Origin of the sequence: Amycolatopsis echigonensis, from assembly GCF_002846615.1 — a bacterium.
GTDB classification, from domain to species: domain Bacteria; phylum Actinomycetota; class Actinomycetes; order Mycobacteriales; family Pseudonocardiaceae; genus Amycolatopsis; species Amycolatopsis echigonensis.
Genome location: NZ_PJMY01000003.1, coordinates 2,999,820 through 3,025,251, shown reverse-complemented (window position 1 = coordinate 3,025,251; position 25,432 = coordinate 2,999,820). Strand labels below are relative to the sequence as shown.

25 protein-coding genes are annotated in these 25,432 nt (G+C 69.6%); 19 read left to right on the top strand and 6 right to left on the bottom strand.

What is annotated here, in order from left to right; genetic code table 11:
- The first annotated feature begins 9 nt into the window (after window positions 1-9).
- Complete coding sequence (locus ATK30_RS19180; RefSeq protein ID WP_101436759.1) at window positions 10-1,569, top strand: glycosyltransferase family 87 protein; 1,560 nt, start codon at window positions 10-12, stop codon at window positions 1,567-1,569.
- Window positions 1,570-1,624: 55 nt separating this feature from the next.
- Here the strand turns inward: ATK30_RS19180 and ATK30_RS19175 are convergent, their stop codons facing one another.
- Entirely contained in the window at window positions 1,625-2,398 is a 774-nt protein-coding gene (locus ATK30_RS19175) for a deoxyribonuclease IV (protein ID WP_101436758.1), read from the bottom strand.
- A gap of 103 nt (window positions 2,399-2,501) precedes the next feature.
- On the opposite strand from ATK30_RS19175, the gene ATK30_RS19170 reads away from it, so the two are divergent.
- From ATK30_RS19170 to dnaB, 12 genes are all read left to right on the top strand, one after another.
- Window positions 2,502-3,329 (top strand): hypothetical protein, encoded by an 828-nt coding sequence (locus tag ATK30_RS19170; RefSeq protein WP_101436757.1) that lies wholly within the window; start codon window positions 2,502-2,504, stop codon window positions 3,327-3,329.
- Between the two features lie 144 nt (window positions 3,330-3,473).
- Window positions 3,474-4,412 (top strand): hypothetical protein, encoded by a 939-nt coding sequence (locus ATK30_RS19165; protein WP_244194658.1) that lies wholly within the window; start codon window positions 3,474-3,476, stop codon window positions 4,410-4,412.
- A 79-nt stretch (window positions 4,413-4,491) separates the two neighbouring features.
- On the top strand, window positions 4,492-5,415 hold the full coding sequence (locus tag ATK30_RS19160) for a hypothetical protein (RefSeq protein ID WP_101436755.1): 924 nt from the start codon (window positions 4,492-4,494) through the stop codon (window positions 5,413-5,415).
- A 101-nt stretch (window positions 5,416-5,516) separates the two neighbouring features.
- Window positions 5,517-5,840, top strand: coding sequence for a 30S ribosomal protein S6 (gene rpsF, locus ATK30_RS19155; protein ID WP_093572314.1), 324 nt, complete (start codon window positions 5,517-5,519; stop codon window positions 5,838-5,840).
- 29 nt (window positions 5,841-5,869) lie between these two features.
- Window positions 5,870-6,397 carry a single-stranded DNA-binding protein gene (locus ATK30_RS19150; protein WP_101436754.1) on the top strand — a complete coding sequence of 176 codons (528 nt, stop codon included), beginning with the start codon at window positions 5,870-5,872 and terminating at the stop codon, window positions 6,395-6,397.
- A 34-nt stretch (window positions 6,398-6,431) separates the two neighbouring features.
- The gene (gene rpsR, locus ATK30_RS19145; RefSeq protein WP_037364233.1) at window positions 6,432-6,680 is read left to right on the top strand and encodes a 30S ribosomal protein S18; all 249 of its coding nucleotides are present in this window, start codon (window positions 6,432-6,434) and stop codon (window positions 6,678-6,680) included.
- Window positions 6,681-6,694: 14 nt separating this feature from the next.
- Window positions 6,695-7,159, top strand: coding sequence for a 50S ribosomal protein L9 (gene rplI, locus ATK30_RS19140; protein WP_101436753.1), 465 nt, complete (start codon window positions 6,695-6,697; stop codon window positions 7,157-7,159).
- Window positions 7,160-7,399: 240 nt separating this feature from the next.
- Complete coding sequence (locus ATK30_RS19135; RefSeq protein ID WP_244194657.1) at window positions 7,400-7,807, top strand: hypothetical protein; 408 nt, start codon at window positions 7,400-7,402, stop codon at window positions 7,805-7,807.
- 7 nt (window positions 7,808-7,814) lie between these two features.
- Window positions 7,815-8,426, top strand: coding sequence for a DUF3558 domain-containing protein (locus ATK30_RS19130; RefSeq protein WP_101436752.1), 612 nt, complete (start codon window positions 7,815-7,817; stop codon window positions 8,424-8,426).
- Between the two features lie 69 nt (window positions 8,427-8,495).
- Window positions 8,496-9,830: a hypothetical protein gene (locus ATK30_RS19125; RefSeq protein WP_244194656.1), complete on the top strand. Its 1,335-nt coding sequence runs from the start codon at window positions 8,496-8,498 to the stop codon at window positions 9,828-9,830.
- A gap of 11 nt (window positions 9,831-9,841) precedes the next feature.
- A complete protein-coding gene (locus ATK30_RS19120; RefSeq protein ID WP_101436750.1) occupies window positions 9,842-10,639 on the top strand; it encodes an ESX secretion-associated protein EspG in 798 nt (265 codons plus the stop codon).
- Between the two features lie 721 nt (window positions 10,640-11,360).
- Window positions 11,361-12,764, top strand: a complete 1,404-nt coding sequence (dnaB, locus tag ATK30_RS19115; RefSeq protein ID WP_037364212.1) for a replicative DNA helicase — start codon at window positions 11,361-11,363, stop codon at window positions 12,762-12,764.
- Window positions 12,765-12,800: 36 nt separating this feature from the next.
- On the opposite strand, the gene ATK30_RS19110 is transcribed toward dnaB, so the two are convergent.
- Window positions 12,801-13,172 carry an ArsR/SmtB family transcription factor gene (locus tag ATK30_RS19110; RefSeq protein WP_101436749.1) on the bottom strand — a complete coding sequence of 124 codons (372 nt, stop codon included), beginning with the start codon at window positions 13,170-13,172 and terminating at the stop codon, window positions 12,801-12,803.
- 95 nt (window positions 13,173-13,267) lie between these two features.
- Here ATK30_RS19110 and ATK30_RS19105 point away from each other — a divergent pair, with 95 nt between their 5' ends.
- Window positions 13,268-14,446 (top strand): MFS transporter, encoded by a 1,179-nt coding sequence (locus ATK30_RS19105; protein ID WP_101436748.1) that lies wholly within the window; start codon window positions 13,268-13,270, stop codon window positions 14,444-14,446.
- Between the two features lie 3 nt (window positions 14,447-14,449).
- On the opposite strand, the gene ATK30_RS19100 is transcribed toward ATK30_RS19105, so the two are convergent.
- Window positions 14,450-14,989, bottom strand: a complete 540-nt coding sequence (locus ATK30_RS19100) for a YciI family protein (RefSeq protein ID WP_101440932.1) — start codon at window positions 14,987-14,989, stop codon at window positions 14,450-14,452.
- 103 nt (window positions 14,990-15,092) lie between these two features.
- On the opposite strand from ATK30_RS19100, the gene ATK30_RS19095 reads away from it, so the two are divergent.
- Entirely contained in the window at window positions 15,093-15,872 is a 780-nt protein-coding gene (locus ATK30_RS19095) for a dioxygenase family protein (protein WP_101436747.1), read from the top strand.
- Window positions 15,873-15,953: 81 nt separating this feature from the next.
- On the opposite strand, the gene ATK30_RS19090 is transcribed toward ATK30_RS19095, so the two are convergent.
- Together ATK30_RS19090 and ATK30_RS19085 are read right to left on the bottom strand one after the other, a co-directional pair.
- Entirely contained in the window at window positions 15,954-19,088 is a 3,135-nt protein-coding gene (locus ATK30_RS19090) for a beta strand repeat-containing protein (RefSeq protein ID WP_143271404.1), read from the bottom strand.
- Window positions 19,089-19,266: 178 nt separating this feature from the next.
- Window positions 19,267-20,301: a hypothetical protein gene (locus ATK30_RS19085; RefSeq protein ID WP_101436745.1), complete on the bottom strand. Its 1,035-nt coding sequence runs from the start codon at window positions 20,299-20,301 to the stop codon at window positions 19,267-19,269.
- Between the two features lie 297 nt (window positions 20,302-20,598).
- Here ATK30_RS19085 and ATK30_RS19080 point away from each other — a divergent pair, with 297 nt between their 5' ends.
- The 3 genes from ATK30_RS19080 to ATK30_RS19070 are packed head-to-tail and all read left to right on the top strand — an operon-like array spanning window position 20,599 to window position 23,602.
- Window positions 20,599-21,819 (top strand): AI-2E family transporter, encoded by a 1,221-nt coding sequence (locus ATK30_RS19080; protein WP_101440931.1) that lies wholly within the window; start codon window positions 20,599-20,601, stop codon window positions 21,817-21,819.
- Window positions 21,816-22,949 (top strand): MacS family sensor histidine kinase, encoded by a 1,134-nt coding sequence (gene macS / locus ATK30_RS19075; protein WP_101436744.1) that lies wholly within the window; start codon window positions 21,816-21,818, stop codon window positions 22,947-22,949. The genes ATK30_RS19080 and macS overlap by 4 nt, the downstream gene beginning before the upstream one ends.
- Complete coding sequence (locus ATK30_RS19070; RefSeq protein WP_101436743.1) at window positions 22,946-23,602, top strand: response regulator; 657 nt, start codon at window positions 22,946-22,948, stop codon at window positions 23,600-23,602. Before macS ends, ATK30_RS19070 begins: the two co-directional genes overlap by 4 nt.
- Window positions 23,603-23,604: 2 nt before the next feature.
- Here ATK30_RS19070 and ATK30_RS19065 read toward each other — a convergent pair whose 3' ends face one another.
- Window positions 23,605-24,597, bottom strand: a complete 993-nt coding sequence (locus tag ATK30_RS19065; protein WP_244194655.1) for a hypothetical protein — start codon at window positions 24,595-24,597, stop codon at window positions 23,605-23,607.
- A gap of 129 nt (window positions 24,598-24,726) precedes the next feature.
- Here ATK30_RS19065 and ATK30_RS19060 point away from each other — a divergent pair, with 129 nt between their 5' ends.
- Window positions 24,727-25,389, top strand: coding sequence for a DUF1707 SHOCT-like domain-containing protein (locus ATK30_RS19060; protein WP_101436741.1), 663 nt, complete (start codon window positions 24,727-24,729; stop codon window positions 25,387-25,389).
- Window positions 25,390-25,432 lie beyond the last annotated feature (43 nt).

Sequence of the window (25,432 nt, the reverse complement as noted above, 5' to 3'; positions counted from 1 at the left end):
CATCCCGACGTGTCCCGCGCCTCCGACCCCGCCGACGAGCCGGATTCGGCTCCCCGCACGCTCACCCCGGCGGAGCGAATCGCCCCCAGCCGGCACGACCCGCTGGTGGCCGCGGCGACGAGACCCATCGGCGGTCCGATCGGCGCGCACGCGGCGGTGGGCAGGCAGTGGTTCTGGTCGCCGCAGCGCGTCGGGCTCGCGATGGCCGTGCTCGCGCTGGTGGTGTGCTGGTTCGGCAAGGCGTCGTGCATTCAGCAGTACAGCGACTCGAACGGCGTGCACCAGCTCGACTGGCGCGCCGGCCGCCCGTTCGTCGCCATGTGCTACTCCGACATCGTCCCGCTCTACAGCTCGGAAAAGCTCGACGACGCGCGCACCTTCCCCTATGTCACGTCGTGGCAGGAGGATTCGCAGACCGCGGAGAACCAGACCCGTTACATGGAGTACCCGGTGGTCACCGGCCTGTTCCAGTGGATCAACGCGAAACTCGCCGCGGGCTGGACGTCGGTCGCGAACGCGGGCTGGCTTCCCGGCGCGCTGCCGGTGGCGATCTACTTCAACATCTCCGCGTTCTGGCTCGCGCTCGCCTGGCTGGTCACCGTGTGGGCCACCGGACGGACGACGAAACGCAGGCCGTGGGACGCGGTGCTCGTCGCCATTTCGCCGCTGGTGCTGGTCCACACTTTTACGAACTTCGACGCTCTCGCCACCGCGGCCACCGCCGCCGGGATCCTGGCGTGGTCGCGAAAACGCCCGGAGGTCGCCGGAGTCCTCTTCGGACTCGGCATCGCGACCAAGCTGTACCCGTTGCTCCTGCTCGGCGTGCTGTTCCTGCTGTGCCTGCGCGCCGGGAAACTGCGCGCGTGGAGCCAGACCGCGGCGTTCACCGTGCTGGCCTGGCTGGTGGTGAACGTCCCGTTCATCGTGGCCGCACCGCGCGGCTGGTGGGAGTTCTTCCGGCTCAACACGCTGCGCCCGATGGACCCGGATTCGCTCTACAACGTGGTCTCCTACGCCACCGGATGGGTCGGCTTCGACGGCGTGCTCCAAAAAGGACAGACGCCGACCGTGCTCAACATCGTGGTGGCGGTGCTGTTCTTGGCCTGCTTCGCGGGAATCGCGTACGTCGCGCTCACCGCGCCGCGGCGGCCGCGGTTCGGGCAGCTGGCTTTCCTTGTCGTGGCGGCGTTCCTGCTGACCAACAAGGTGTGGAGCCCGCAGTACTCGCTGTGGCTCGTCCCGCTGGCGGTGCTCGCGATCCCGCGCTGGCGGCCGCTGCTGGCCTGGATGGTCATCGACGCGGCGGTGTGGGCGCCCCGGATGTTCTATTACCTCGGCGTCGACCACAAAGGACTGCCGGCGGGCTGGTTCCTCGGCGGGGTGGTCATCCGCGACCTGGCGGTGGTCGGGCTGTGCGTGCTGGTGCTCCGCGAGATCTACCGGCCGCGCACCGATCTGGTCCGGCTCTCCGGCGACGACGACCCGGCGGGCGGCGTGCTGGAGCGGGCCCGCGACAAGGTCACCTTCGCGTCCTTCCGCCGGTCCCGCACCGAGCAGCCAGTCTCGTGATCCGTGAAGGACTCCTTCCGGGAATCTGGTTCCCCCAAGGAGTCCTTCACGGACCTCAGGCGAGCTGTTTGCGCAGGTACGCGATGTCGGCGGCCTGGCCTTCGCCCGGCGTCTCGACGACCACCGGCGCTCCCGCCTGCCGCACGACCTCGGCGAGCAGTTCCGGGTCGATCGTCCCGTCGCCGTCGACCACCGACGCGTGCCGGTCGCGGTTGGAACCGTGCTCGTCCCGGGAGTTGTTGCAGTGCACCAGGTCGATCCGGCCGGTGATGGCCTTGACCTTCTCCACCGCGGTCTCGAGATCCCAGCCGGCCGCGTAGGCGTGGCAGGTGTCGAGGCAGAAGCCCGCGCCGAACTCGCCGACCTTGTCCCACAGCCGGGCGATCACGTCGAGTTCGCGGGTCATCGCGTTGTCGCCGCCCGCGGTGTTCTCGATCAGGATCGGCACCGCGAAGCCGCCCTTTTCCGCTTCGCGCTCGAAAAGCTTGCGCCAGTTGACCAAGCCTTCCTCGATGTCGTCGCTCGCGCCGACGTGCCCGCCGTGCACGATCAGGCCCTTCGCGCCGATCGCGGCGGCCCCGTCGGCGTGCTGGGTGACGTTCTTGCGGGACGGGATGCGGATCCTGTTGTTCTTGGACGCGACGTTGATCAGGTACGGCGCGTGGATGAACACCTCGACCGGGGAGGCCTTGATCTCCTCGCCGTGCGGATGCGGTTTCGGTGCCTTCCACCCCTGCGGGTCGGAGAGGAAGAACTGGACGACGTCGGCTTCTCGCTCGGCGACGGCGGCCAGCGGATCGTCGTCGCGGACATGGGCGCCAATCTGCATGTCTTGACGCTACCCCCGAACGAGTCGCCCCCTTCCGCCCCTGGTGGTGACGCTCGTGGAGTACCGTGAGCGCGTTCCGTGATCCGGTCGGGGGAGGAAAGGCATGCGGAAACGCGCTGGGCGGACGGTCGCACTCGGAGTCGCGCTCGCGGCGCCACTGCTGTCGGCGGTTCTGGCCTTTCCCGCATCCGCCTCCGCGGACCCGAACCCGACGCTGAACGGCGACTGCCAAGCCACCCTGCAGAACGGCAAGGACGGCAACGGCCTCGCCCTCGACGCGGGCGCTCCGCTCAACGCGCCGAACCGGCTCACCGTCGGCCTCGATTCGAAGGCGAAGCAGACCGACGGCAACAACACGCTGCTCACCCTTCCCGTCGGCGACACCGTCCGGACTCTGGGCGTCGGCGAAGCCCCGGCAGCTGGAGAACTGGCCGCGAAGACGCTATGCCCAACGGCGCAGAACGCGGCGAACGGCGTCGGCAACGCGACTCAGGAACTGGTCGGCGGGCTGCCCGGCACCCCGATTCCGAGCCCGCAGCCGACTCCCCAGCCGCCGAACCCGACGCCCCACCCGCCGTCCCCGGCTCCGGGCCCCGGCGGTCCGGGCCAGCCCGTCCCCGGCGGCGACACGCTCGGCCCGGTGACCTCCGGCGGCGGACTGTCCGGCCTCGACGCGGTGTCCGGCATCTTCACCGGGGCCGCGATGCTCCCGGCGAGTTTCGTACAGGCCCCGATCGTCACCCAGGTCGTGCCCGGCCAACTGCCCCAGCAGGGCCAGGTGCCGACGGTCGACGCGAAGAAGTCCGGCACCGCCGAGGCACTGCCCGCGGCCAACCCGCCCGCACGGCTGCCGCTGCTGATCGCCGTGCTGGCGCTCGCGATGGTCGCCGCCGCGCTGGTGCGCGCGTGGCTGCGCCGCAAGCCCGCCTGACTCTCTTACCCATCTGACGCTGAGTAGCGCCCGCTTCCACCCGAATGCCTGACCTCGGAGGGGAGGCGGGCGTTACTCGTCTTCGTTACCGTCGTTGTCCACAGCGAGGCAGTGATAACGGACGCGACGAAAGGGTCGACGGCCATGCAGCAGCACCGGGCACGGAGGGCCACCGCGGTGGGCGCCGCCGCTTTCGTCCTGGCGGGCTCGGCCGCGCTCGCCGCCCCCGGCGCCGCGTCCGCGAGCACCCTGACGACACCCTGCGGTTCCACCATCACCGCTCACCCGGGCGACCACGTCCAGGCGACCACTCCGCTGCTCGGCCTCCCGATCGACCTCGGTGTCGTCGGCCAGACCTCCGGGGTGCTCACCGGCACCATCAACGCGGTGCTCGGCACGGTCTGCCAGGTCACGGTGAACGTGGTCAACACCGTCGTCGCGCCGGTCCCGGTGGTCGGCGCGCCCGCCGCGAGCGCGGTCAACGGCGCGGTCGCGGGCGGCACGAACAGCCTCCAGCAGGGCGTCGCCGCGGCGGGCCAGGCCGTCAGCGGCAGCCAGCCGAGCCAGCAGAACCCGGGCCAAAGCCCGCAGCAACCGCCGTCCGGAGGCAATGGCGGCAGCCCGCAGCAGGGCGGCGGCTCGCCGGACCAGCAGTCCCAGATGCCGGGCTCGACCAGTCCGGTGCTCGGCGATTACAGCGGCGGCGGGGCCGCGCCGTTCTCGGCCTTCCTGCCGAATTTCAGCGATTTGTCGTACGGCTACAACACCGGATACGCGCCGATGCGCGATTACAGCGGCATCCCGATGGCGATGGCCGGACTGTTCAGCCCGTCGCCGTCGCTGCGGTACGGCAGCCAGATCCCGGGTTACGCGCCGCAGTACGGCGTTGCCAACCCGGACGGATCGGCGGGCGGCGACCGCACGATCCAGAACGCCGGTAATGCTGAGGCGTTGCCCGGTACTGGCGGCAACCACACGAACGGGTTGGACTGGCCAGTTCTGGTGGCAGTTTTGGCACTCTCCGGAGTCAGCGCGGGCCTGGTCCGGACCTGGGTACTCCGCCGAATGGCCGCTGCGGTTTAGGCCAACTCACCAGTATCTTTGCCGGAGTCCATTCGTTGTTCCTGATGCGACGAACCACGCCCGCGGACCCCGGAGGATAGTGCTCGTGCGGAAAATCCCCACCTGGAAGCGAACCCGTCGAGCACTCACCGTCACCGCTCTCGCCGCCCTTTTCACCGGCGGCACGTTCCTGGGCGCCGGCACCGCGTCCGCGGCGACCACCCTCGCGAACCAGTGCAAGGGCTCGGTCACCGGCGGAATGGGCGATTCGGTCGCCGTGCCCGGCTCCGCAGTCAAGGAGATCGTCCGCCAGGCGGCCAAGGACCAGGTGAGCTTCTGGAACCTGCTCACCGTGTGGCCGGATTCGCTGGCGAACACGATCGCGGACAAGGGCAACCTGCCGGTCGGCTCGATCCCGAACGCCGCGGGCGGCACGATCAGCGGCGACGCGATCGGCCAGGTCGTCTCGGACGCACTGAAGGACGCGCCGGGAATCGGCCTGCTGCCCGACACCAAGACCAAGGTGCTGAACGGGATCCGCAGCGAGGTCGCGTCCGCGTGCGGGCTCACCACGACGGCGAACAACTACCAGGCGCCGTCGTCCTCGAATTCCCCGTCGAACGGCGGCTCCCAGCAGCCGAACGGCAGCGCGCCCGGGCAGAACAGCGGCGGCAACCCGCTCGGCAACTACCAGCCGGGCTCGACCGGGATCGCCCCGCCGCGCGACTACGGCAACATCCCGACCGCGACCCCGGGCAGCCCGGGTGCGCTGGGCACCGCGGTCGCACCCGGCGCGCGCTACGGCGCGCTGCCCGGTTCCGGCGCATTGCCGCAGCAGCCGTCCGCCGGACAGGACCCGCAGGGCCAGCAGGGCCCGGACATCCGCAACGCGGGCAACGCCGAAGCGCTGGCGAGCCAGGGCGGAGCCTCGGACGTCCAGCTGCCGATGCTGCTCGCGGTGATCGTGCTGGCCGGCGTCACCGCCGGGCTGGTCCGCACCTGGGTGCTGCGCCGCGTCAGCTGACCCGCCGGACGGGACTGTCGGACCCGCCGGGTACGCTTACCTGGACAAACCCTCCTGTCACGGAACCGCCGTGACCGCGAGCCCATAGGAGGTGAGTGGTTATGTCACGCCATTACGAGGTAATGGTCATCCTGGACCCGACGCTCGACGAGCGCACGGTCGCGCCCACGCTGGACAACTTCCTCAACGTGATCCGCACTTCGGGCGGAAGCGTCGAGAAGGTCGATGTGTGGGGCCGCCGTCGCTTGGCGTACGAGATCAAGAAGAACGCCGAGGGCATCTACGCGCTGCTGGACCTGAACTCGACGGCCGAGGCCGTCAAGGAACTGGACCGCCAGCTGTCGCTGCAGGAAACCGTGCTGCGCACCAAGGTCATGCGCCGCGAGGTCAAGGCCGCGGCCAAGCCCGCGCCCGCCAAGGCCTGATCCGAGCCCGATCCGAAGGGACGCCATCCGTGGCTGGAGACACCGTCATCACCGTGGTCGGGAACCTGACGTCCGACCCGGAGCTGCGCTTCACCCCGTCCGGTGCGGCGGTCGCGAACTTCACCGTCGCGTCCACCCCGCGCACGCTCGACCGGCAGACCGGCGAGTGGAAGGACGGCGAGGCGCTGTTCCTGCGCTGCAACATCTGGCGGCAGGCGGCGGAGAACGTCGCCGAGTCGCTCACGCGGGGCGCCCGCGTGGTGGTGCAGGGGCGGCTGAAGCAGCGGTCGTTCGAGACCAAGGAAGGCGAGAAGCGCACCGTCGTCGAGCTCGAGGTCGACGAGATCGGCCCGTCGCTGCGCTACGCGACGGCGAAGGTCAACAAGGTCAGCCGCGGTGGCGGCGGCGGTGGTGACTTCGGCGGCGGAGGCGGCTTCACCGGAGGCGGCGGCAATCGCGGCGGCGGCGGCAACAGCGCGCCCGCCGACGACCCCTGGGGCTCGGCCCCGCCCGCGGGCGGTGGCGGCGGAGGCTTCTCCGACGAACCCCCGTTCTGATCTCATCTCTTTCTAGAATTCCAGGAGTACAACAGTGGCCAAGCCACCCATTCGCAAGCCCAAGAAGAAGGTCTGCGTGTTCTGCAAGGCCGAGAAGAAGGGCCGCCCGGAAGCGATCGACTACAAGGACACCAACCTGTTGCGGAAGTACATTTCCGACCGCGGCAAGATCCGTGCCCGTCGCGTCACCGGCAACTGCAGCCAGCACCAGCGCGACATCGCCATCGCGGTGAAGAACTCGCGCGAGATGGCTCTGCTGCCCTACACGTCCACCGCGCGCTGAGGGGAGCACTAGTCATGGCGAAGATCATTCTCACCACCGACGTGGCGAACCTCGGCGGCCCCGGCGACATCGTCGAGGTCAAGGACGGCTACGCCCGCAACTACCTGCTGCCGCGCGGCTACGCGATCGTGGCCACCAAGGGTGCGGAGAAGAACGTGCGCACGATCCAGCGCGCACAGGAATCCCGCCGCATCCGCGACCTCGACCACGCCAAGGAAATCAAGGCGACCCTCGAGAGCCTCGGCGCGATCCAGCTGACCGGCAAGGCCGCGGCGGGCTCGAAGAAGCTCTTCGGCTCGATCACCGCCGGCGAGATCGTCGACGCGATCAAAGCCCAGGGCGGCCCGCTGCTCGACAAGCGCGTCCTGGACCTGCGCGACCACATCAAGACGGTCGGCAAGCACTCGGTCAACGCCCGCCTGCACCCGAACGTGAAGGTGGACCTCCGCCTCGAGGTCAAGGCCGTGGCGGCGAACTGACGTTCGCGCCTTTTTTCCGCGAAACCGCCCCCGGGAGATTCTCCTGGGGGCGGTTTCGTTTCGACGACGGCGACCAGCCGGGTCGAGCGCGCTTGACCGGAAACCGCCACAGATGCCCAGCTCAGAAGCCCTCGTGCGAACTTGCCAACATCAAGCGGGAACCAACTCGCGTGCGTTAACATCCAAGACGCTGATCTCGCCGGGGAAGAGCGAGGCATGGGTTGTAAGGGGGCCAGCGAGATGCCTGAAGGATCACCCGCGTCCGGCGGAAACCCGGGGGTCCAGGTGCCCCCGGTCCCGCCGATCATGGTGGGCAGCTACGGCAAGGCCGGCGGCTACAAGTTCACCGAAGACGAGGTCGACTCAGTCATCGGGCAGTGGAAAGACCTGCTCACCGATCTGATGAAGGACGAGCGGCTCGCGCACTCGGTCGCAACGGTGCAACCGCCCGCTGATGAAGTGGCCAGCCACACCTTCGTCAACCAAGGCGCCAACCCGTCCGGGCAAAGCCTGATGGACGAGCACGCCAAGATGGTCCAGTACACGAAGAACTTCATCGACGCGCTCACCGCCGCAAAGCAGAAAATCAGCGTCGACGAACTGCACCGCACCCAAGAGCTGCAGAAGCAGGGACAAAGTGACTTCTGATCAACACATGCCGAAACGCGTCTTTCGCCTCGCCGCCGGCACTGCCGTCATCGTCAGCCTGCTGAGCGCTTGCGGCGGCGGAACCGGAGGCACTGCCGGGCCATCGGCCGCATCCGGCAGCCCGAGCAGTTCAACCGGCTCGTCGAACGCAGTTTCCGGCGTACCCAAAGTCCCGGCACCGCTCCCAACGGACAAACTCGTTGCCGATCCGTGCTCTGCCCTCGCCGACGAGGACGCCAAGACTCTTGGCCTCGCTACGCCCGGGACCATCACTGACGTAACGCCGCGCGGCTGTGACTGGAAGTCCGAGAAGACGCCCGGGAACGGCGTCACTGTCTCCCCGATCGTCCAGAACAAGAACGGACTCGCCGACACCTACGCGGCGAAGCCGACCCAAGCATACTTCGAAGAAACCCAGGTCGCGGGCTACCCAGCGGTCTTCACAGACAAGTCCGACGGTCGCAAGAACGGTATTTGTGTCCTGGTTGTTGGTGTCACCGATCAGCTCTCGGTCGCCGTCGTCGGTTCAATTGTGAACGGCAAAAATGTCGGCAAGCCCTGCGAACCGTCGAGCAAAGTCGCCACCGCGATGATCAACCACCTCAAAGCAGCATCTTGATTGCTACGCGGCTGTAGCAGGCCCGGAAGGAAGATTCTCATCATGGGGAATGGGGATAACTCAGGCAGCATGCTGAAGAACACGGCCACTGGTGCCGCGGCCGGGGCTGTCTACGGCTCCGTTCTCGGACCGGAAGGCGCTGCGGCCGGGGCTGTGATCGGCGGTTTGGTCGGTGCGGCAACCAGCCTCTTCAGCGGCGGGCCGCAGGCCGAGAACGCGCAAGCGAACGTCGGCGGCGGATCGATCACCGCATATCAGATCTATCAGGCGCTCAAAAACGGCAGCACCAGCTCGCTCGAAACCGGCAAGGGCGACGCCAACACGCTCAAGGGCCTGCACTCCAACCGGGCGAACGCCATTGACGCGCTGAACAACAGGATGAGCAGCGCGTGGCAGGGCAACGCGGCCGGTGCTGCCCAGGGCGGGGCGAACGCGCTCAAAATGTGGCACGAGGACTCGGCCAAGAACCTCGGTACCAGCCAGACGTTCATCACGCATCAGATCGACGCGTTCCACGACGTGCACGGCAAGGTCCAGGAGCTGCCCAAGGACCCGCCGCAGATGAAATGGTACGACCACCAGCCGTTCAGCGACAAAGACAAAGAGATCGACAAGTACAACCAGGACAGTCAAACCAACGTCCAGGCGTACACGGCGTACTACAACGCGAGTTCGCAGAACGCCGGTGGCATGCCGCAGTACAACGTGTGGCAGGGCAACAACATTTCGGACGGCACCGACCCGGGCAAGTACGGCAACGGCCCGGGCGGGACCGGGCCGGGCGGGACCGGCGGTTTCTCCGGCGGACCGGGCGGTGTTCCCGGCGGCTTCAAGCCGCCGACGTCGAACCCGTCCAAGTTCGACCCGCCCAAGTACACGCCGCCGAAGACTGACCCGTCCAAGTTCGACCCGCCCAAATATCCGCCGCCCGGCGGACCGGGCCGTACTGGCGATCCTCGCTTCAATCCCCCCGGCGACGGCACGACGACTTCCGGCTGGACTCCGCCCTCCACCAACCCTCCGACGTTCGACCCGAGCACCTTCGGTCCTTCGGGCGGAGGCGGTGCCGGCTTCGGTCCGAACGGCGGTGGCGCGGGTGCAGGCGGTGCTTTCGGAGCGGGCGGCTTCGGGGTCGGCGGATTCGGCCCCGGCGGCAGCGGTTCGGGTGCGATGGCGGGCGAAGCCAGCGGCGGTGCCGCGGGCGGTCTGCGCGCGGGCGCGGGCGCGGGCGCCGGTGCGGCGGGCAGGCCCGGCGCGTCCGGCATGGGCGGCATGGGCGGCGGCGGCAAGGGCGGCAAGGGCGAGGACGACGCCGAGCACCAGACCAAGTACCTGCTGGAAGAAGACGGCAACGACATCTTCGGCTCCGACCAGATGACCGTTCCCCCGGTCATCGGTGAATGAGGCTCAGCGCTGTGATCACTCTTGACCGGCCGGTCACATTCACGGCCTACACCTTGTGCAACCTGATCCGACGCCGCGGCGCGGAACCGCACAAGGCCATCGGCGAGACAGCAGCGTTCTATGTGCCCGAGGACCAGCGCAAGCTGGACGAGCAGGTTAACCGCGGTCTCCAGCAGGCCGGGCTCATGGGCCCGCATGGGTTGGACCGCGACCTCCTCGCACTGATCGAGTCCATCTCGCATCCGCAACTCGAGTACTACGGCTGGTTCGACGGGCAGTTCGAGGATGGCAGCCCGGCCAACTTCTCCGCGCTGGTCGGCAGCGGCAACGGCGGGGGCTTCGGGCTCGTCCGAGTCGGCGACAAGCCGACCGTCGCGGTCACGCGGCAGCGGCCGGAGCTGCTGCTCGAGACGTTCCTGGACATCATCCCGGCCGCGAAGACGCCGCCCGGCCAGCCGCTGCTGGTCGACCGGAAGGAGTTCGAGACCGGGAAGGCGAACGACTCGGGTGAACCGCGAGGTTCGATCATGGTCAGCGAGCCGAGCCGGGGCCAGCAGGCTTCCCCGCTGAAGGAAATCCAGCGGATCATGAAGGCACCGCGCATCGGCAACGGCGCGCTCTACGTCGCCGTTCGCCGTGCGGGGGGCGTTCGCAGGCGCATCCCCCAGCCGATCAACTTCGTCGACATCGACGAGGGGCGTTGGCTCATGGAGGAACGCCCGGGTCGTGAATCCATCCTCGTGTACACGCCCTGGTCCAGGCAGACGATCTCCGAACGGCTGCGTCAAGCGCAGAGCGCCTTGGGCTGAGCGACCCGAGCGTTACTCCGGGTGGGGTCCCGGCACGGCACCGCAAGGTGTCTGGCCGGTGAACCTCACCCGGTTTCGTGTTTGCACCCGGTTAACCTGGGCTTTTGCCTCGTTACTCACTGTCCGCAGTCACCAGGTGGGCCAGGTGAGGAATTCTCCTTCGTTCAGCCCATCGGGTCGGTGATCTACCGTGCGTAGCAACCATCCACAGGGCAGTGGACGGCGACCGGTGCGACACGCCGAAGAAGCAGTTCGACACGACACGCCGGACGAGTTTTGGCGAAGTTCTCCACAGTCTCTACACAGGCCTTGACCTGCGGGTTCAGTGAGGCCGTTCTGCGCTGTCCCCACTTTGTCCACAGGCTCGCGGAGACCTGTGATTCGTTGCCCCCAGTCATCCACAGGTTGTCCACAGCACGGTCAACACCCGGAATTGCGCTCGTCCTTCCGGGGGATCTAGCGTGCGTTCGCGCCCACTACTCCCGGTGGCTCCGCGTGGCGGTCACCGGTGCGGGGAACCGCCCGGTCCATCATCGAAGAGGGCCGGACGGGCGAGGTGGGAAAGCCGGGCCGATTCCGGCATACTCGAACAGGTGTTCGCCTGGACTGACCTCTTCGCGAGGCGGACGGCGGACGCGGTTCGAGACAGGGACAGGGACAGGCGCACGCGAGACGACGGGTCCGGCCGGAACGACGGCTGGGCGAGGGAGGTGTCCGGGCAGTGGCGGTGACCGATGACCGCGGTCCGGCGTACGCGGAGTCCGATCCAGGTCCGAGCGACCCCGGCCCCGGCGGCTTCGACCGCCAGCCACCGCAGGACATCGCGGCGGAGCAGTCGGTGCTCGGCGGCATGCTGCTGTCGAAGGACGCGGTCGCGGACGTCATCGAGGCGCTCGGCCCCGGCGATTTCTACCGGCCCGCGCACCAGGCCGTGTACGACTGCATCCTCGACCTCTACGGCCGCGGCGAACCGGCCGACCCGATCACGGTGGCGGCCGAACTCGAACGGCGCGGCGAACTCGGCCGCGTCGGCGGCGCGCCGTACCTGCACACGCTCATCGCGACCGTGCCCACCGCGGCGAACGCGGGCTACTACGCCGAGATCGTGGCCGAGAAGGCGGTGCTGCGCCGTCTCGTGGAAGCGGGCACGCGCATCGTGCAGTACGGCTACGGCGCGGCGGCGGCCGACGGCGCGAACATCGACGAGGTCGTCGACCGCGCGCAGGCCGCGATCTACGACGTCACCGAACGCCGTACGAGCGAGGACTACGTCGCGCTGGAGGACCTGCTCCAGCCGACCATGGACGAGATCGACGCGATCGCCTCGCGCGGCGGCCAGTCCCAGGGCATCCCGACCGGATTCGCCGACTTCGACGAGTTGACCAACGGCCTCCACCCCGGCCAGATGATCATCGTCGCGGCCCGCCCCGGTGTCGGCAAGTCGACACTGGGACTGGACTTCGTCCGGTCCGCCTCCATCAAGCACGGCCTGACCAGCGTCATCTTCTCGCTGGAAATGAGCCGGACCGAGATCGTGATGCGCATGCTCTCGGCCGAGGCGAAAATCCGCCTCGCCGACATGCGCGGCGGCAAGATGTCCGACGACGACTGGACGCGGCTGGCCCGGCGGATGAGCGAGGTGTCCGAAGCCCCGCTGTTCGTCGATGACTCGCCGAACATGACGATGATGGAGATCCGCGCGAAGGCCCGCCGGCTCAAGCAGCGGCACGACCTGCGGCTCGTGGTCGTCGACTACCTGCAGCTGATGACGTCCGGCAAGCGCGTCGAATCGCGACAGCAGGAGGTCTCGGAGTTCTCCCGCCAGCTGAAGCTGCTGGCGAAGGAGATCGAGGTGCCGGTGATCGCGATCTCCCAGCTGAACCGTGGTCCGGAACAGCGCACCGACAAGAAGCCGATGCTGTCCGACCTGCGTGAATCCGGGTCGCTGGAGCAGGACGCGGACATCGTCATCCTGATCAACCGCCCAGACGCCTGGGAACGCGACGACCCGCGCGCCGGCGAGGCCGACCTGATCCTCGCGAAGCACCGTGCCGGTCCGACGAGCACGATCGTGGTCGCGCACCAGCTGCACTACAGCCGGTTCGCCGACCTCGCCCACGACTGACCTCGACCGTCGGCGGGCTCGACCCCGCACGGCTCGCTAGGCGCCCGCGCTGGGCTGCCAGTCCGCGACGAGGTCCAGCAGTCCCGGGAAGCGGGCGTTGAGATCCTCCACGCGCACCCGGCTGCGTCGTTCCAGCCCGTATTGGCGCTGACGCAGCACGCCCGCCTCCCGCAGTGCCTTGAAGTGGTGGGTCAGCGACGACTTCGGACGGTCGAAGCCGAACCAGCCGCACGGATGGTCGTAGGCCTCGCGTTCCAGCAGCAGTTTTCGCACGATCGTCAACCGCAGCGGGTCGCTCAGGGCACCCAGGACCGCTTCCAGCCGCAGGTCTTCTCGCGCCGGTTCGGGCAGGGGCGGCGGCAGTTCGGCGGGCGGGGTATCCGGGTCGGTCACCGGGGACGAGCGCATGACCTCATTCAACCACTCCAGTACGAGATTAGTCGAACTACTGCTATGTTCGAGTTCGCTCGTACTAGTTCGAATAATCTCGTACTGGAGGATCCATGACCGTCGTCGCACCCCCGCGGACCGGTAGTCCCTGGCTCGCCGCGTGGCCCGTCACGGCGGTGTTCGTGCTTTCGAACGCACCGACCCCGCTGTACGTGCTGTGGCAGCACCGGCTCGGGTTCTCCGCTGGCACGCTCACGGTGATCTTCGCGGCCTACATCGCCGGGTTGCTGGCCGCGCTGCTCGTGGCAGGTCGCGCGTCTGACCGGCTCGGGCGCAAACCTGTTGTGCTGCCTGGTGTTTTGCTCGCGTTGGTCGCTTGCGGGTTGTTCGCCGTCGCGACGTCGGTGCTCGCGTTGGCGATCGCTCGGTTGCTGGCGGGACTCGCGGTCGGCATCACCGTCTCGGCGGGAATGGCCGCCGTGGTTGACGTCGGCGGGCCGGGACGCGCTCGCACCGCGACGCTCGCGGCGTCAACCGCGATGGTGTTCGGGGCTGGACTCGGGCCGCTGCTCGCCGGGGCGTTGTCGGAAACTCTGCCAGGGCCGACGGTGACGATCTTCGCGGTTTCGGCGGTTCTCCTGGTCAGCGCGGCCGTCGTGGTTGTTCGGCTGCCGCTTCGGCGTCCGGTCGATGCCGGTGCGGGCGGTTGGATGCGGATCCCCACGGTACCGCGGGCGCAGCGCAAGTACGTCGCGCTCGGGATCGCGGTTTTCGCCCCGGGAATCACGTCGACGTCGTTCGTGCTTTCCCTCGGACCGGCACTGCTGGCCAGCGTGCTCGGCACCAGCAATCGCCTGCTCGCCGGAGTCACGGCGTTCGTGATGTTCGGTGCGGCGACCGCGGTTCAGTTCGCGGCGAAGCGGTTTGAGGTTCGCACGATCCTGCTCGCGGGGGCAGCGGCAGGGGTGGCCTGCATGGCCGCGTTGCTGGTCGCTGTCCACGCGCACTGGATCGCTGCCATCGTCGTGACCGCCGTGCTCGCGGGAGCCGCGCAGGGACTCGGTCACCTCGGCGGGCTCACGCTGATCAGCACTCACGTACCCGAACGGCGGCGCGCCGAGGCCAACGCTCTGCTCAACTTCGGCGGCTACCTTCCCGCCGCACTCCTGCCCGTCGCCACCGGCTATCTCAGTGACGTCCTCGGAATCGCTACCGGATCAACTGTTTTCGCCGTGGTTCTCGCACTCGCGGCGCTCACCGCCGCCGGAATCGTCTGGCGTTCGGCCCGCTGACGATCACGAACGGCCGCCGGGCGCCCAGTCGTGCACCTCGATCGCGGCGTAGTGCTCCGCAGCGAGGAGTCCGCGGGCCGTATCGGCGTCAGCGGCTTGCACCAAGGCTGCTGTGCCGAGCCAGGCGGTTCCGTCGTCGGACCACAGCGGACCATAGGCGATCAAGGTCTCCGTGTCGGCTGGCTCAAGGTCGACGGGGGAACCGGAACCCAAGCCCAGCACCAAATACAGGTTCGCGGCCTCCGGATCGCCCGGGAATTCCCACATGGTGCGGCCAAGAGCGTTGTCCCAGCGGCGAATCAGGACGTCCCGGTACGCACCGGCCTGGTAATTCGGTTCCGCGAAAGCGAATTCCCGCGCCGCGGCGGCGTCCGGGAGGTCGACGATGTGCACGCTTCCGGTCGGGAGCTCGCCGTTCAAGGTCGGGCCGCGAGCGATCAGTTCCTCGGCGAAACCGTCCATGTAGGACCAATGCGCCTCGAGCAACTCGGCCCGCAACGCGGCGGAGCCCGGACGGTCCCGGTGGTAGCAGAAGAACTTCACCGGGCGAGTCTGCCGCATCTGCCGGGGAGCCGAGCACGAATTCGCCAAGTCCGCGAAGGAGGCGTACGATAGTAGTTGAACTTTCAAACATTTGGAGGCAGCCATGGCGACCCGCACGCCGGTTCTGTACCTGAGCCACGGTGCGCCGCCGCTCGTCGACGACGCGACGTGGACCCGCCAGCTCGCGCAGTGGTCCGCTGACCTGGCGAAACCTCGCGCGATCCTGGTCGTTTCGGCGCACTGGGAGGAGGCTCCGCTGACGCTCGGGGCGACCACGACGGTCCCGCTGGTCTACGACTTCTGGGGCTTCCCCGAGCGCTATTACCAGGTCAAATACGCCGCACCGGGCGCTCCGGAGCTCGCCGCGAAGGTCCGCAAGCTGCTGCATTCGACCGACACCCCGGTGCACGACGCCCCGGACCGCGGCCTCGACCACGGCGCGTACGTGCCGCTGGTGGAGATGTTCCCTGACGCCGACGTACCGGTGCTGCAGATTTCCATGCCCTCGCTCGACCCGCGGGCGCTCTACGACCTCGGCCGCAAGCTCGCGCCGCTGCGCGACGAGGGCGTGCTGATCATCGGCAGCGGATTCTTCACCCACAACCTCCGCGCGATGCGGGAAGTCGACGGCACCGACGGAACGCCTCCGGGATGGTCCGCCGAATTCGACCACTGGGGCGACGAGGCGCTGCGTGCCCACGACCTCGACGCGTTGCTCGACTTCCAGCACAAGGCCCCGGCCGCCGCGATGGCACACCCGCGGATCGAGCACTTCGCGCCGCTGTTCGTATCGCTCGGCGCCAGCTCGGCCGAAGGCGAGGGCCGCACGGTGATCGACGGTTTCTGGCACGGCTTGGCGAAGCGGTCGCTCGAATTCTCCTGACGCACCACAAAAAACGGGCCCGGAAGCACGTGGCTTCCGGGCCCGTCCGGGTTATCCCCGGCACGCTTCAGGCGAAGCGGTTCACTTCTTGAAGAAGCTGGTCACCTTCGCGGCCAGCTTCTGGAACGCACCCAGCGGGCCGGTCGCGTCACCGATCGCCGGCACGGCCGGAGCGGTCGGCATCGTGGTCGGCAGGGTCGTCGGGGCACCCGGAACGGCGGGCAGCGCGGCGACGGCCGGCAGCTGGTTCAGCGTCGGCAGCGAGGTCTTCACCGGCAGCTGAGCGGGAACAGCCGGAACGTCCGCACGCTCGGCACCCGCACCCGGCAGAGCCGGAACGCCCGGCAGCGACGGGACGGCCGGGGCCGACGGCAGGTGGACGCCGTTCTGCAGCCCGGACACCGACGGCAGCAGCGAAGCGCCCTTCAGCTGGTTCAGCTGACCCAGCGCGGACAGGCCGCTGACCTGCGGCACGTCGGCACGCTGGGCACCCGGCAGCGCCGGGCCGGGCAGCGTGGTCGCGGTGGGCAGACCCGACAGGCCGGGCAGGCCCGGCAGGGACGGAGCCGACGGCAGCGACGGCGTGGCGGAGCGGCCCGGCAGACCCGGAACGGCCGGCAGCGCGGGGAGCTGGTCAGCGCCCATCTCGCCGCCGAACGGCACGTCGATGGCCGGCTCGGGGTCGACCGTGGTCGAGTTGGGGGCCTCGGCGGTGGCCACGCCGAGCACCTCCAGCGGGACGCCGAAGATCTGCACCAGCGCACCCATGGGGTGGTAGTAGTCGAAGCCGGACAGGGCCTCGCCGGAGCCGTCGGTGCTGGTGGCGTCGTTGCCGTCGGTCACCTTGGTCACGTTGTCGCCGACCGCGTGCGCCACGCCGCCCACGGCGACCGAGTCGCCGAAGATCTGCGCGACGGCCGGGACCGGGAAGTCGAGGATGTCGCCCGAGAGCGAGCCCTCCACGCCCGAGGTGGTGTCCTTGCCGGCGTCCTTGACGACGGTGTTGTTGATGCCGTCGCCCGAGGACACGCCCGCGACGGAAACCGCGTCGCCGAAGATCTGCGCGACCGGCGCGGGGTCCACGCCGACGATGTCGCCCGCGACCGCGCCGCCGTCACCGTTGGTGAGAGCGTCGCCGCCCGCCGTCGAGGTGATGTCGTTGGTGGCGGTGCCGTGGCCGAGCGCGCCCCCGGCGAGCCCGTCGCCGAAGATCGTGCCCGCGCCGGCGAGCGGAGCCTTGACGATGTTGCCGGCGAGCGCGCCGTCCTTGCCGTCGGTGCCGGCGTTGCCGCCCGCCTTCGAGTCGGTCAGGTTGTCGGCCATGCCGGTGCCGATGCCGGCGACCGCGCCGCCGACGCCGTGGCCCTGCAGCGGCAGCGAGACCGGAGCCTCGACGATGTTGCCCGCGCCCGCGCCCTTCGTGCCGGTGGCGTGCACGTCCTGGCCCGCGGTGGAGGTGGTGTCGTTGCTGGCCTTGCCGTGGCCCTGGCCGACGAACGCGCCGCCGATGCCGAACAGCTGAACCGGGGTCGACACCGGGACGGTGCCGAGGTTGGAGCTCAGGAACCCGTTGTCGTCCTGGGTGTTCCCGCCGCCGCCTGCCTTCACGACCTTGGTCTCGGAGCCGTTGCCGGCGCCCTGGCCGATGAACGAGCCGCCCACGCCGAACACCTCGGCCGGCGCGGCCACCGGGACCTGCACGATGTTGCCCGAGCCGGACGAGTCGTTGCCCTGGCTGCCGTCGTAGTTGCCGGCGGTGACGGTCTTGGTCTCGGTCGAGGTGCCCGAGGCGTTGCCGATGTGGCTGCCGCCGATGCCGTGCACCTCGGGGGCGCCGGCGATCTGGGTGTTGACGATGTTGCCGGTCAGCGTCGAGCCGTTGCCGCGGGTGTAGCTGCCGTCGCCGGAGGTGGCGGTGGTGGTGTTGTCGCACTGGGCGACCGCGCGGCCGATGTAGGTACCGCCCACGCCGCACGCCTCGACCGGGAGCGCCACAGCCGGGTCGACCACGTTGGCCGAGCCGGCGGCGTCGTTGCCGCTCGTCTTCACGAAGCCGCCGGAGGTGGCGGTGGTCTCGTGGGTGGAGGAGGACGCCTGGCGGTCGAGCGCCTGGCCGGTGGTGGCGTTGCCGATCCACGAGCCGGCGACGGACGCGACGTTCGCGACCGGGCTCGCCTGCGCGGCTCCGGCGTTGCCGGACAGGAACGAGTGGTCCCCGTCCGTCTCGAGGTAGGTCGGGGTGCCGTTCAGGCTGCCCGGACGGGTGTCGCCCGCCTTGGCGTCGGCCGAGGAGCTGGAGGTGGAGTCCGCGTCCGAGCCCCACACGCCGCCGGCGTTGCCGTTGAACTTGACCGGCAGCGCGATCGGCGCGCCGACCACGTTGCCGCTGCCCGCGGCACCCTTGCCGTTGGACTTCATCGAACCGCCGGAGGTGGCGGTGGTGTCCGCGTTGTACCCGCCGCTGTAGGCGTTGCCGAGGATCCAGGACGCGGCGTTGCCGGTCACCTGGACCGGGGTCGCGAACTGGCCGCCGACGACGTTGCCGGACAGGCCGGAGCCCTGACCCGTGGTGTCGACGTTGCCGGTCTCGGTGGTGCTCTGGTGCGCCGAACCGCCCTTGACCGCACCGCTGCCGCCGGCCAGGCCGACGCCGTTGCCCGCGATCTGCACCGGGAGCGCGTAGTCGAGCGCCACGACGTTGCCGGCGAGGCCGGAGTACTTGCCGTCAGTCGCGACGTCCTGGTTGTGGCTGTAGGTCTGGGTGTGGTTGCCACCCTGCACGTGCGCGTCGCCGATGACGCCCACGGCGTTGTCGACGATCTGGATCGGGACGACGACGTCGCCGTTGACCTTGTTGCCCTTGAACGCGTCGTGGGTCGGCGTGAGCTGCCGGGGCGCGTCCGCCTTGGGGAGGCTGTCAGTCAGGCTGCCCGCGGAGCCGCCGGGCGTCTTCGCCGAGGCGAGCGCTCCCTTGACGGCGGAGGTGACGGGCTTGGTGCTGATCTCGTTGTGGTGCGCCGGGAGGTCCACCTGCCCGAGCGGGGTGCCGATCGCGTTGTTGGCCTCGTCGATCGGAACGGTGACGTTGAGATCCAGCGGGGAGGCCGGGGTGTCCGGGTTGACGTTCTCGTCGGCCGAGGCGATGCCGGTGCCCAGCATCAGCAACCCACCCGTGACCAACGCGGTCTGGAGTCCGCGCTTTGCCCAGGTCTGCATGGGGTTTTTCTCCTTCATATCGGGGTCCCTTGCGGGTTTGCGGCGGTGCGGAATGCACCGGGGAATGCGTGCGCGGAAATTGCGCAGCGCGCGAAAAACCCGCGGGGTATCTGTCGATGACGGCTACGGCGCGCGAAGGCGTCCGAGGGTGCGTCAAAGACCCCGCGGGTGAAGTGGATCAGTCAGGAGTGACGCCGGGCTGCTCGCCCGGGGTGCGCGGAGTGTGCGCGAGGCCGTTGCGGGTCGATCCCGCCACGGCGTTGTCGACGGCGGCGGTGACCCAGGAGGGGACGCCGAAGTTCAGGCCGTCGAGGTGTCCTCCGGGCGCGGTGCTCCCACCGGCCGGGGAGTTCGGGATGGAAAGCGGCGCGGCGGGAAGCTGCGCCGGGGAGAACGGCGCGCCGGGCAGACCGCGGTCGCCGTGGTGCCGCGACGGCAGTTCGGCGCCCTGCACCGGATCGACGGACTGCGCGGCCGCCGACGGGAAGACCGACTGCAGTGCGTCGGACGTGGTCATCGCGGCGGCGCCGAGGTTTTGGTCCGCCTGAGCGGGCTGCTCGGGAACGCCCGGCGCGGGAAGCTGCTCGCCGGAACCGGAAACCGGGGCGGCGGGCAGTTTCGGGAGGTCGACCAGGTTGGCGGGAGCGCTCGGGTCGAGCAGATCCCACAGTTTCCGGCCGAAGTCCTGTGCGGCGGGCGGCGGGGTGGTCGCGTCGGCGATCACCTGGCGGGCGTCCGCCGGTTTGCGCGCGATGTGCTCGAGCGAGCCGAGCGTGCGCTGCACCGGCTTGACGACCGCGTTCTGGCCGAGGTCGCTCACCGCGTCGCTGACCTTTCCGGCGGCCTCCTGGCCGCTGGCGAGGTCGTCGCGGTGCGGGCCGCCGAGCCGGTCGAGCGAGCAGGTGGGCCGCGACGTGCCTGGTTCAGACCACGTGGTGGCTCCCTGGCCGCACGACGAAAGCCCTTGCGCCGCACCGGTCACGTCGCCCGCGAACCGGGCCACGCCGTCGGTGACGTCGCCGATTCCGGCGGCCGTCGCGTCGGCGACCGGCGTGACGCTCGTGTCGACAGTGTCCGCCGAAGCGGCGGAGGAGGAGACGGCCCACGCGGCCGCGGTGGCCGCGAGCGCGCCGCCGACGACGAACAACGCACGCGACGCGAGACGGCCGAAGCGCGTCGCGCCCCGCCTCTCGTGCACAGCGTCGTTCGTCACAGGTGAATTCTCCTCAGGTAAAAATTGATTCCGGTTTTCGCCGGGAACAGCACAGTTCCGCGGTGGTGCAAAACCGAGACAACCAAATTTCCGGCCCGCCGCGCATCCTTGACACGACTTGATGCCACCATCGTGTGAACAACACAGAGTGTGGCCGGATCTCACGATGGGTCATCCGCAGAGAAGACGGCCGGTTACTCCAGAGTCGGTACGCGCGGCCCCGGCGAAGCGGTGATTCGCGCCGGCCGCTGGGCGATCCGCCCGGTTTTCGCCGCCCGGGCCGATACGGTTGACCCCGTGAGCCAGCCTGGGCGCGGACAACGCGAACAACCGTCCCTTTCCGAACCAGTCGCCGACGTCACCGGCTTCATCCCGCGCGGCCTGCGCGTGTCCGCCGCGCTGTCGTGGCGGTTCATCGTGGTGATCGCCGCGCTGTACGCGGTGGTGTGGCTGCTGGGCTACCTCGCCTCGGTCGTGGTGCCGGTGTCGATCGCGCTGCTGCTTTCGGCGCTGCTGGCCCCGGCGGTGTCGCGGCTCGTGCAGGTCCGCTTCCCGCGCGGGCTCGCCACGGCGATCGTGCTCGTGGCCGGGCTCGCCGTGCTCGGCGGACTGCTGACCTTCGTGATCACCCAGTTCTCCAGCGGCCTCCCGGAACTGCAGCAGCAGCTGACCACCAGCCTCAACCAGATCAAGGACTGGCTGATCAACGGCCCGCTGCACCTGCGCCAGGAGCAGATCCAGGACTTCATCAACCAGGCGATCGGCTTCCTGCAGAACAACCAGGCCTCGATCACCACCACCGCGCTGACCACCGCGGGCACCGTCGGCGAGATCCTCACCGGCTTCGTGCTGACGCTGTTCGTCACGATCTTCTTCCTCGCCGGCGGCGACGGCATCTGGTCGTTCCTCGTGCGCGGCGTGCCGCACCGGGTACGCGACCGGGTGGATGTGGCGGGACGGCGCGGGTTCGCGTCGCTGGTGAGCTACATCCGCGCGACGGCGGCGGTAGCCGTGGTCGACGCGGTCGGCATCGGCATCGGGCTGTGGATCGTCGGCGTGCCGCTGGTCATCCCGCTGGCGACGCTGGTGTTCCTCGGCGCGTTCATCCCGATCATCGGCGCGTTGATCACCGGCGGCGTCGCGGTGCTGATCGCGCTCGTGTCGAAGGGCATCATCGGCGCGGTGGTCGTGCTGGCCATCGTGGTCGGCGTGATGCAGCTGGAAAGCCATGTGCTGCAGCCGTTGCTGCTCGGCCGCGCGGTGCGGCTGCACCCGCTCGCGGTGGTGCTGGCGATCGCCGTCGGCCTGGTCGCCGCGGGCATCGCGGGCGCGCTGCTCGCGGTTCCGCTGCTGGCCGTGCTCAACGCCGGGGTCCGGTCGCTGCTGCACGAGCACGATCCCGATCCGGCGACGGTCGACGCGCTGCACAGCCAGGCCGCGAATCCCAACGACGACTCCATGGAAGGCGAGGACTCCGGCGACGACAAGGACGCCGGGTCCGGCGAAGACGAGAAGTGACTGTTCGATCCACCCGAGATCCGGCGACGCCGCTGTGGCGCGGTGTCGTGGTGCTGCGCATCGTCACCTGGCTGTTCGCGTTGGCTGTGGTGATCGCGCACCACACCGACTTTCAACGGCCGTGGCTGGCGTGGCTCGTCGTCGGCGTGATGGGCGCGTGGTCTGCCGGGTCGAGTCTCGCGTACGTGCGCGAGAGCGGACGGCATCGCTGGCTGGTGATTCTCGACGTCCTGCTCACCACAGCGCTCATGCTCACGTCACCGTGGATCCTGTCGGACGCGCAGTACGACGCGGCTTCGCCGTTGATCACGACAGTGTGGGCGGCAGTCGCACCGCTCGCCGCGGCAACGCGTTTCGGCGCGCGCGGCGGCGTCGTGGCGGGCCTCGTCGTCGCAGTGGGAACTGGTCTCGCGCGCGAGAAGATCGACCTCGACGTTGTCCGTGACGGGGTTCTGCTGTGCGCGAGTGGTCTCCTTGTCGGCATGGCGGCAACGCTCGCGCGTACGTCCGCCGAAGCGCTCGCGCGCGCACTTCGCACCGAAGCAGCGACGGCCGAGCGTGAACGGCTCGCACGCTCGATTCACGACAGCGTGCTTCAGGTCCTCGCGCGCGTACGGCGGCGCGGTCTCGAAGTAGGCGGCGAAGCAGCGGAGTTGGCGCGGCTCGCGGGGGAGCAGGAGATCGCGTTGCGCGCGTTGGTGAGCAGCGAGCCGACGCGGTCCGGCGATACCGTGGACCTCCGTTCGGCGTTGCAACTGCTGGCGACCACGTCGGTGCAGGTGTCGACGCCCGCGGGCACGGTTGACCTGCCCGCGCACGTCACCGAGGAACTCGTCGCGATCACCCGCGAAGCACTGGCTAACGTGGAGAAACACGCTGGTCCGGAAGCGCACGCCTGGGTGCTGCTCGAAGACCTCGGCGGCGAGGTCGTGGTGAGCATCCGCGACGACGGACCGGGGATCGAGGCCGGCCGGCTGGAACGAGCGGCGGCCGAGGGCCGTCTCGGAGTAGTGAAGTCGATTCGCGGCCGAGCGGAGGATCTCGGCGGGACCGCGGTGCTGGACAGCGCTCCGGGCCGGGGCACGGAGTGGGAAGTGCGGGTGCCAGCCACGATGAGGGACGGACGATGACGGAACGGACGATCTCCGTGATGGTGGTCGACGACCACCCGATCTGGCGCGACGGCGTGGCGCGCGACCTCAGCGAGAACGGGTTCGAGGTGGCTGCGACCGCACCGGACGCTCCGGCGGCGATCCGGATCGCGCGCGCGGTGCGGCCGGACGTGGTGCTGATGGACCTGAACCTCGGCGGCACGTCCGGCGTCGAGGCGACCCGCGAGATCACCACGGCGGCCCCCGACACGCGCGTGCTGGTGCTCTCGGCCAGCGGCGAACACAGCGACGTGCTGGAAGCGGTGAAGGCGGGCGCGTCGGGTTACCTGGTGAAATCGGCCTCCGCCGCGGAACTGGTGGACGCGGTGCGCCGCACGGCCGACGGCGATCCGGTGTTCACCGCCGGGCTGGCGGGCTTGGTGCTCGGCGAGTACCGGCGGATGGCCGACGCTCCGGACGGCGCTCCGGAACCGCCGCGGCTCACCGACCGGGAGACCGACGTGCTCCGGCTGGTCGCGAAAGGGCTGACCGCGCGGCAGATCGCGGAGCGCCTGGTGCTGTCGCACCGGACCGTGGAGAACCACGTGCAGTCGACCTTGCGGAAGCTCCAGCTGCACAACCGGGTCGAGCTGGCGCGGTACGCGATCGAGCACGGGTTGGACGAGGACTGACCTCAGGAGGTCGCGACCCCGGCGGCCTGCTGCGCCGCGGCGAGTTTCGCCTTCCCCAGCCGCCAAGCCGGTTCGCCCGGATGCCACGCCGCGACGACGCCGTCGTCCACGATCAAGTCACCCGCTTCGGTCCACTCCAGGCCGGAGTGCTTCAGGTTCTCCGTCGAATACGGCATCGACGGAGCCTCCTGCCAGGTGCCATCGCGCAGGTCCAGCAGCCACAGGTCCCGGGTCTGCGTGCCGGTTCCGGCGAATGACGGGGTGCCGAAATCGACCGCGGCGACGCTGCCGTCCCGGCTGGGCAGCACGTACGGGTTGGGCTGTGGCACCGGCAGCGCCACGGGTTTTCGCGCTCCGCTGCGCAGGTCGAACACGGTCAGGTCGGTGAGCCCGCCAAGAACGAGCCGGTCGCCGGCCGCGGCGAGAATGCGCGGCGACTGCTGCACGGTGCGTCCGGTGGCCGGGTCGATCAGCACGTCGACGGTCTCGGCGGTGCCGCCGCCGACGGTGATCAGCAGTCCGTGCGACGTCTCCACCCGGACGAGCGTGCGGCAGGACGCCACGGTGCCGTGGCCGAACGAGACGCCGGTGAGCGCGACGTGTTCCAGCCGGCAGAGGTCCGGACCGTCCTCGCGGATCAGCCACACGCTGGTGCCGTCCGCTCCCGGGGCCGCGCTCACCGCTTTGCCGAGCGACCGCGGGGGCGAAAGCCCCAGGTAGACGTACACCTCGGCCGGGGCGCAGCCGGACTGCTGGCAGGTCGGCGCGGTCAGCACGACCGGGGTGTGGCCGACGCGCAGCACCGACACCACTCGTTCCCCACCGGGGACGCCGGGCAGGGTGCCGCGCACGCCTGAGTCGGCGTCGAACACCGTCGGCGGCGACGTGGCCAGCAACAGTTCCACGCCGATGCCGTCAGTGGCGACGCGCCCGTCGAGGCCGGTCGGCGGGGGTGTGGTCGGGGTCGGACGCGCCGAACTCGCCGGCGCGGGCACCGGAGCGCCGCTCGTGCAGGAGGTCAGCAAGCAGCCGGCCGCGATCAGGGCGACCAGTGCGCGGGGTACGGGTCCGTTCAGGGTTTTTCCCCGATCTGCCAGCGGAAATCGAGTTCTACCATCGAAGCCATGGCCGAGGAAGAGACGACCGCCGCGCAGCCCGCGACCGAGACCAAGCCGTTGACCGCGCGCGACATCCGGGTGTCCGACGACGAACGCGAACACGTCGTCGGCGTGCTGCAGAAAGCCATCGGACAGGGAATGCTCACCCTCGACGAGTTCACCGAACGCACCGACCAGGCGCTCGCGGCCCGCACCCGCGGCGAGCTCAACACCGTCCTCGCTGACCTGCCCGGCCTGGTGCACCCCGGCGCGGCTCCGCAGTACGCGCCGCAGACCGAACCTCCCGGCTACGGGCCGAACTACGGACTGGGCCAGCGGCTCGAGCTCAACGCCAAGTACTCGTCACTGCAGCGCAGCGGCCCGTGGCAGGTCCCGGCCGCGATGGTGGTGCGCAACAAGTACGGCAGCACCAAACTCGACTTCACCGAGGCCCGCGTCGCCACCCCGGTGGTGCAGATCGAACTCGACTCGAAGTGGGGTTCGGTCGAGCTGATCATCCCGCAGCACGCGGCGGTGGATTACAACTCGATCACCGAGATCAAGTTCGGCTCGCTCGACGACAAGACCGGCAGCAACGGCCGCGCGGGCACCCCGCGCTACGTGCTGACCGGCCGCGTCCACGGAGGCTCGCTGGTCATCCGCCACCCTCGGCGGGGCATCTTCGGCTGACCAGCGTCCGGCGCCGGATCCGGTACCCCATCTCTCACCCGGA

Excerpts from the sequence above, each read along its gene's own strand:
- ATK30_RS19175 (WP_101436758.1), bottom strand. The coding sequence starts at position 2,398 with ATGCAGATTGGCGCCCATGTCCGCGACGACGATCCGCTGGCCGCCGTC.
- ATK30_RS19170 (WP_101436757.1), top strand. The coding sequence starts at position 2,502 with ATGCGGAAACGCGCTGGGCGGACGGTCGCACTCGGAGTCGCGCTCGCG.
- ATK30_RS19165 (WP_244194658.1), top strand. The coding sequence starts at position 3,474 with ATGCAGCAGCACCGGGCACGGAGGGCCACCGCGGTGGGCGCCGCCGCT.
- rpsF (WP_093572314.1), top strand. The coding sequence starts at position 5,517 with ATGTCACGCCATTACGAGGTAATGGTCATCCTGGACCCGACGCTCGAC.
- rplI (WP_101436753.1), top strand. The coding sequence starts at position 6,695 with ATGGCGAAGATCATTCTCACCACCGACGTGGCGAACCTCGGCGGCCCC.
- ATK30_RS19135 (WP_244194657.1), top strand. The coding sequence starts at position 7,400 with ATGCCTGAAGGATCACCCGCGTCCGGCGGAAACCCGGGGGTCCAGGTG.
- ATK30_RS19130 (WP_101436752.1), top strand. The coding sequence starts at position 7,815 with ATGCCGAAACGCGTCTTTCGCCTCGCCGCCGGCACTGCCGTCATCGTC.
- ATK30_RS19125 (WP_244194656.1), top strand. The coding sequence starts at position 8,496 with ATGCTGAAGAACACGGCCACTGGTGCCGCGGCCGGGGCTGTCTACGGC.
- ATK30_RS19110 (WP_101436749.1), bottom strand. The coding sequence starts at position 13,172 with ATGCGCTCGTCCCCGGTGACCGACCCGGATACCCCGCCCGCCGAACTG.
- ATK30_RS19105 (WP_101436748.1), top strand. The coding sequence starts at position 13,268 with ATGACCGTCGTCGCACCCCCGCGGACCGGTAGTCCCTGGCTCGCCGCG.
- ATK30_RS19095 (WP_101436747.1), top strand. The coding sequence starts at position 15,093 with ATGGCGACCCGCACGCCGGTTCTGTACCTGAGCCACGGTGCGCCGCCG.
- ATK30_RS19090 (WP_143271404.1), bottom strand. The coding sequence starts at position 19,088 with ATGCAGACCTGGGCAAAGCGCGGACTCCAGACCGCGTTGGTCACGGGT.
- ATK30_RS19070 (WP_101436743.1), top strand. The coding sequence starts at position 22,946 with ATGACGGAACGGACGATCTCCGTGATGGTGGTCGACGACCACCCGATC.
- ATK30_RS19060 (WP_101436741.1), top strand. The coding sequence starts at position 24,727 with ATGGCCGAGGAAGAGACGACCGCCGCGCAGCCCGCGACCGAGACCAAG.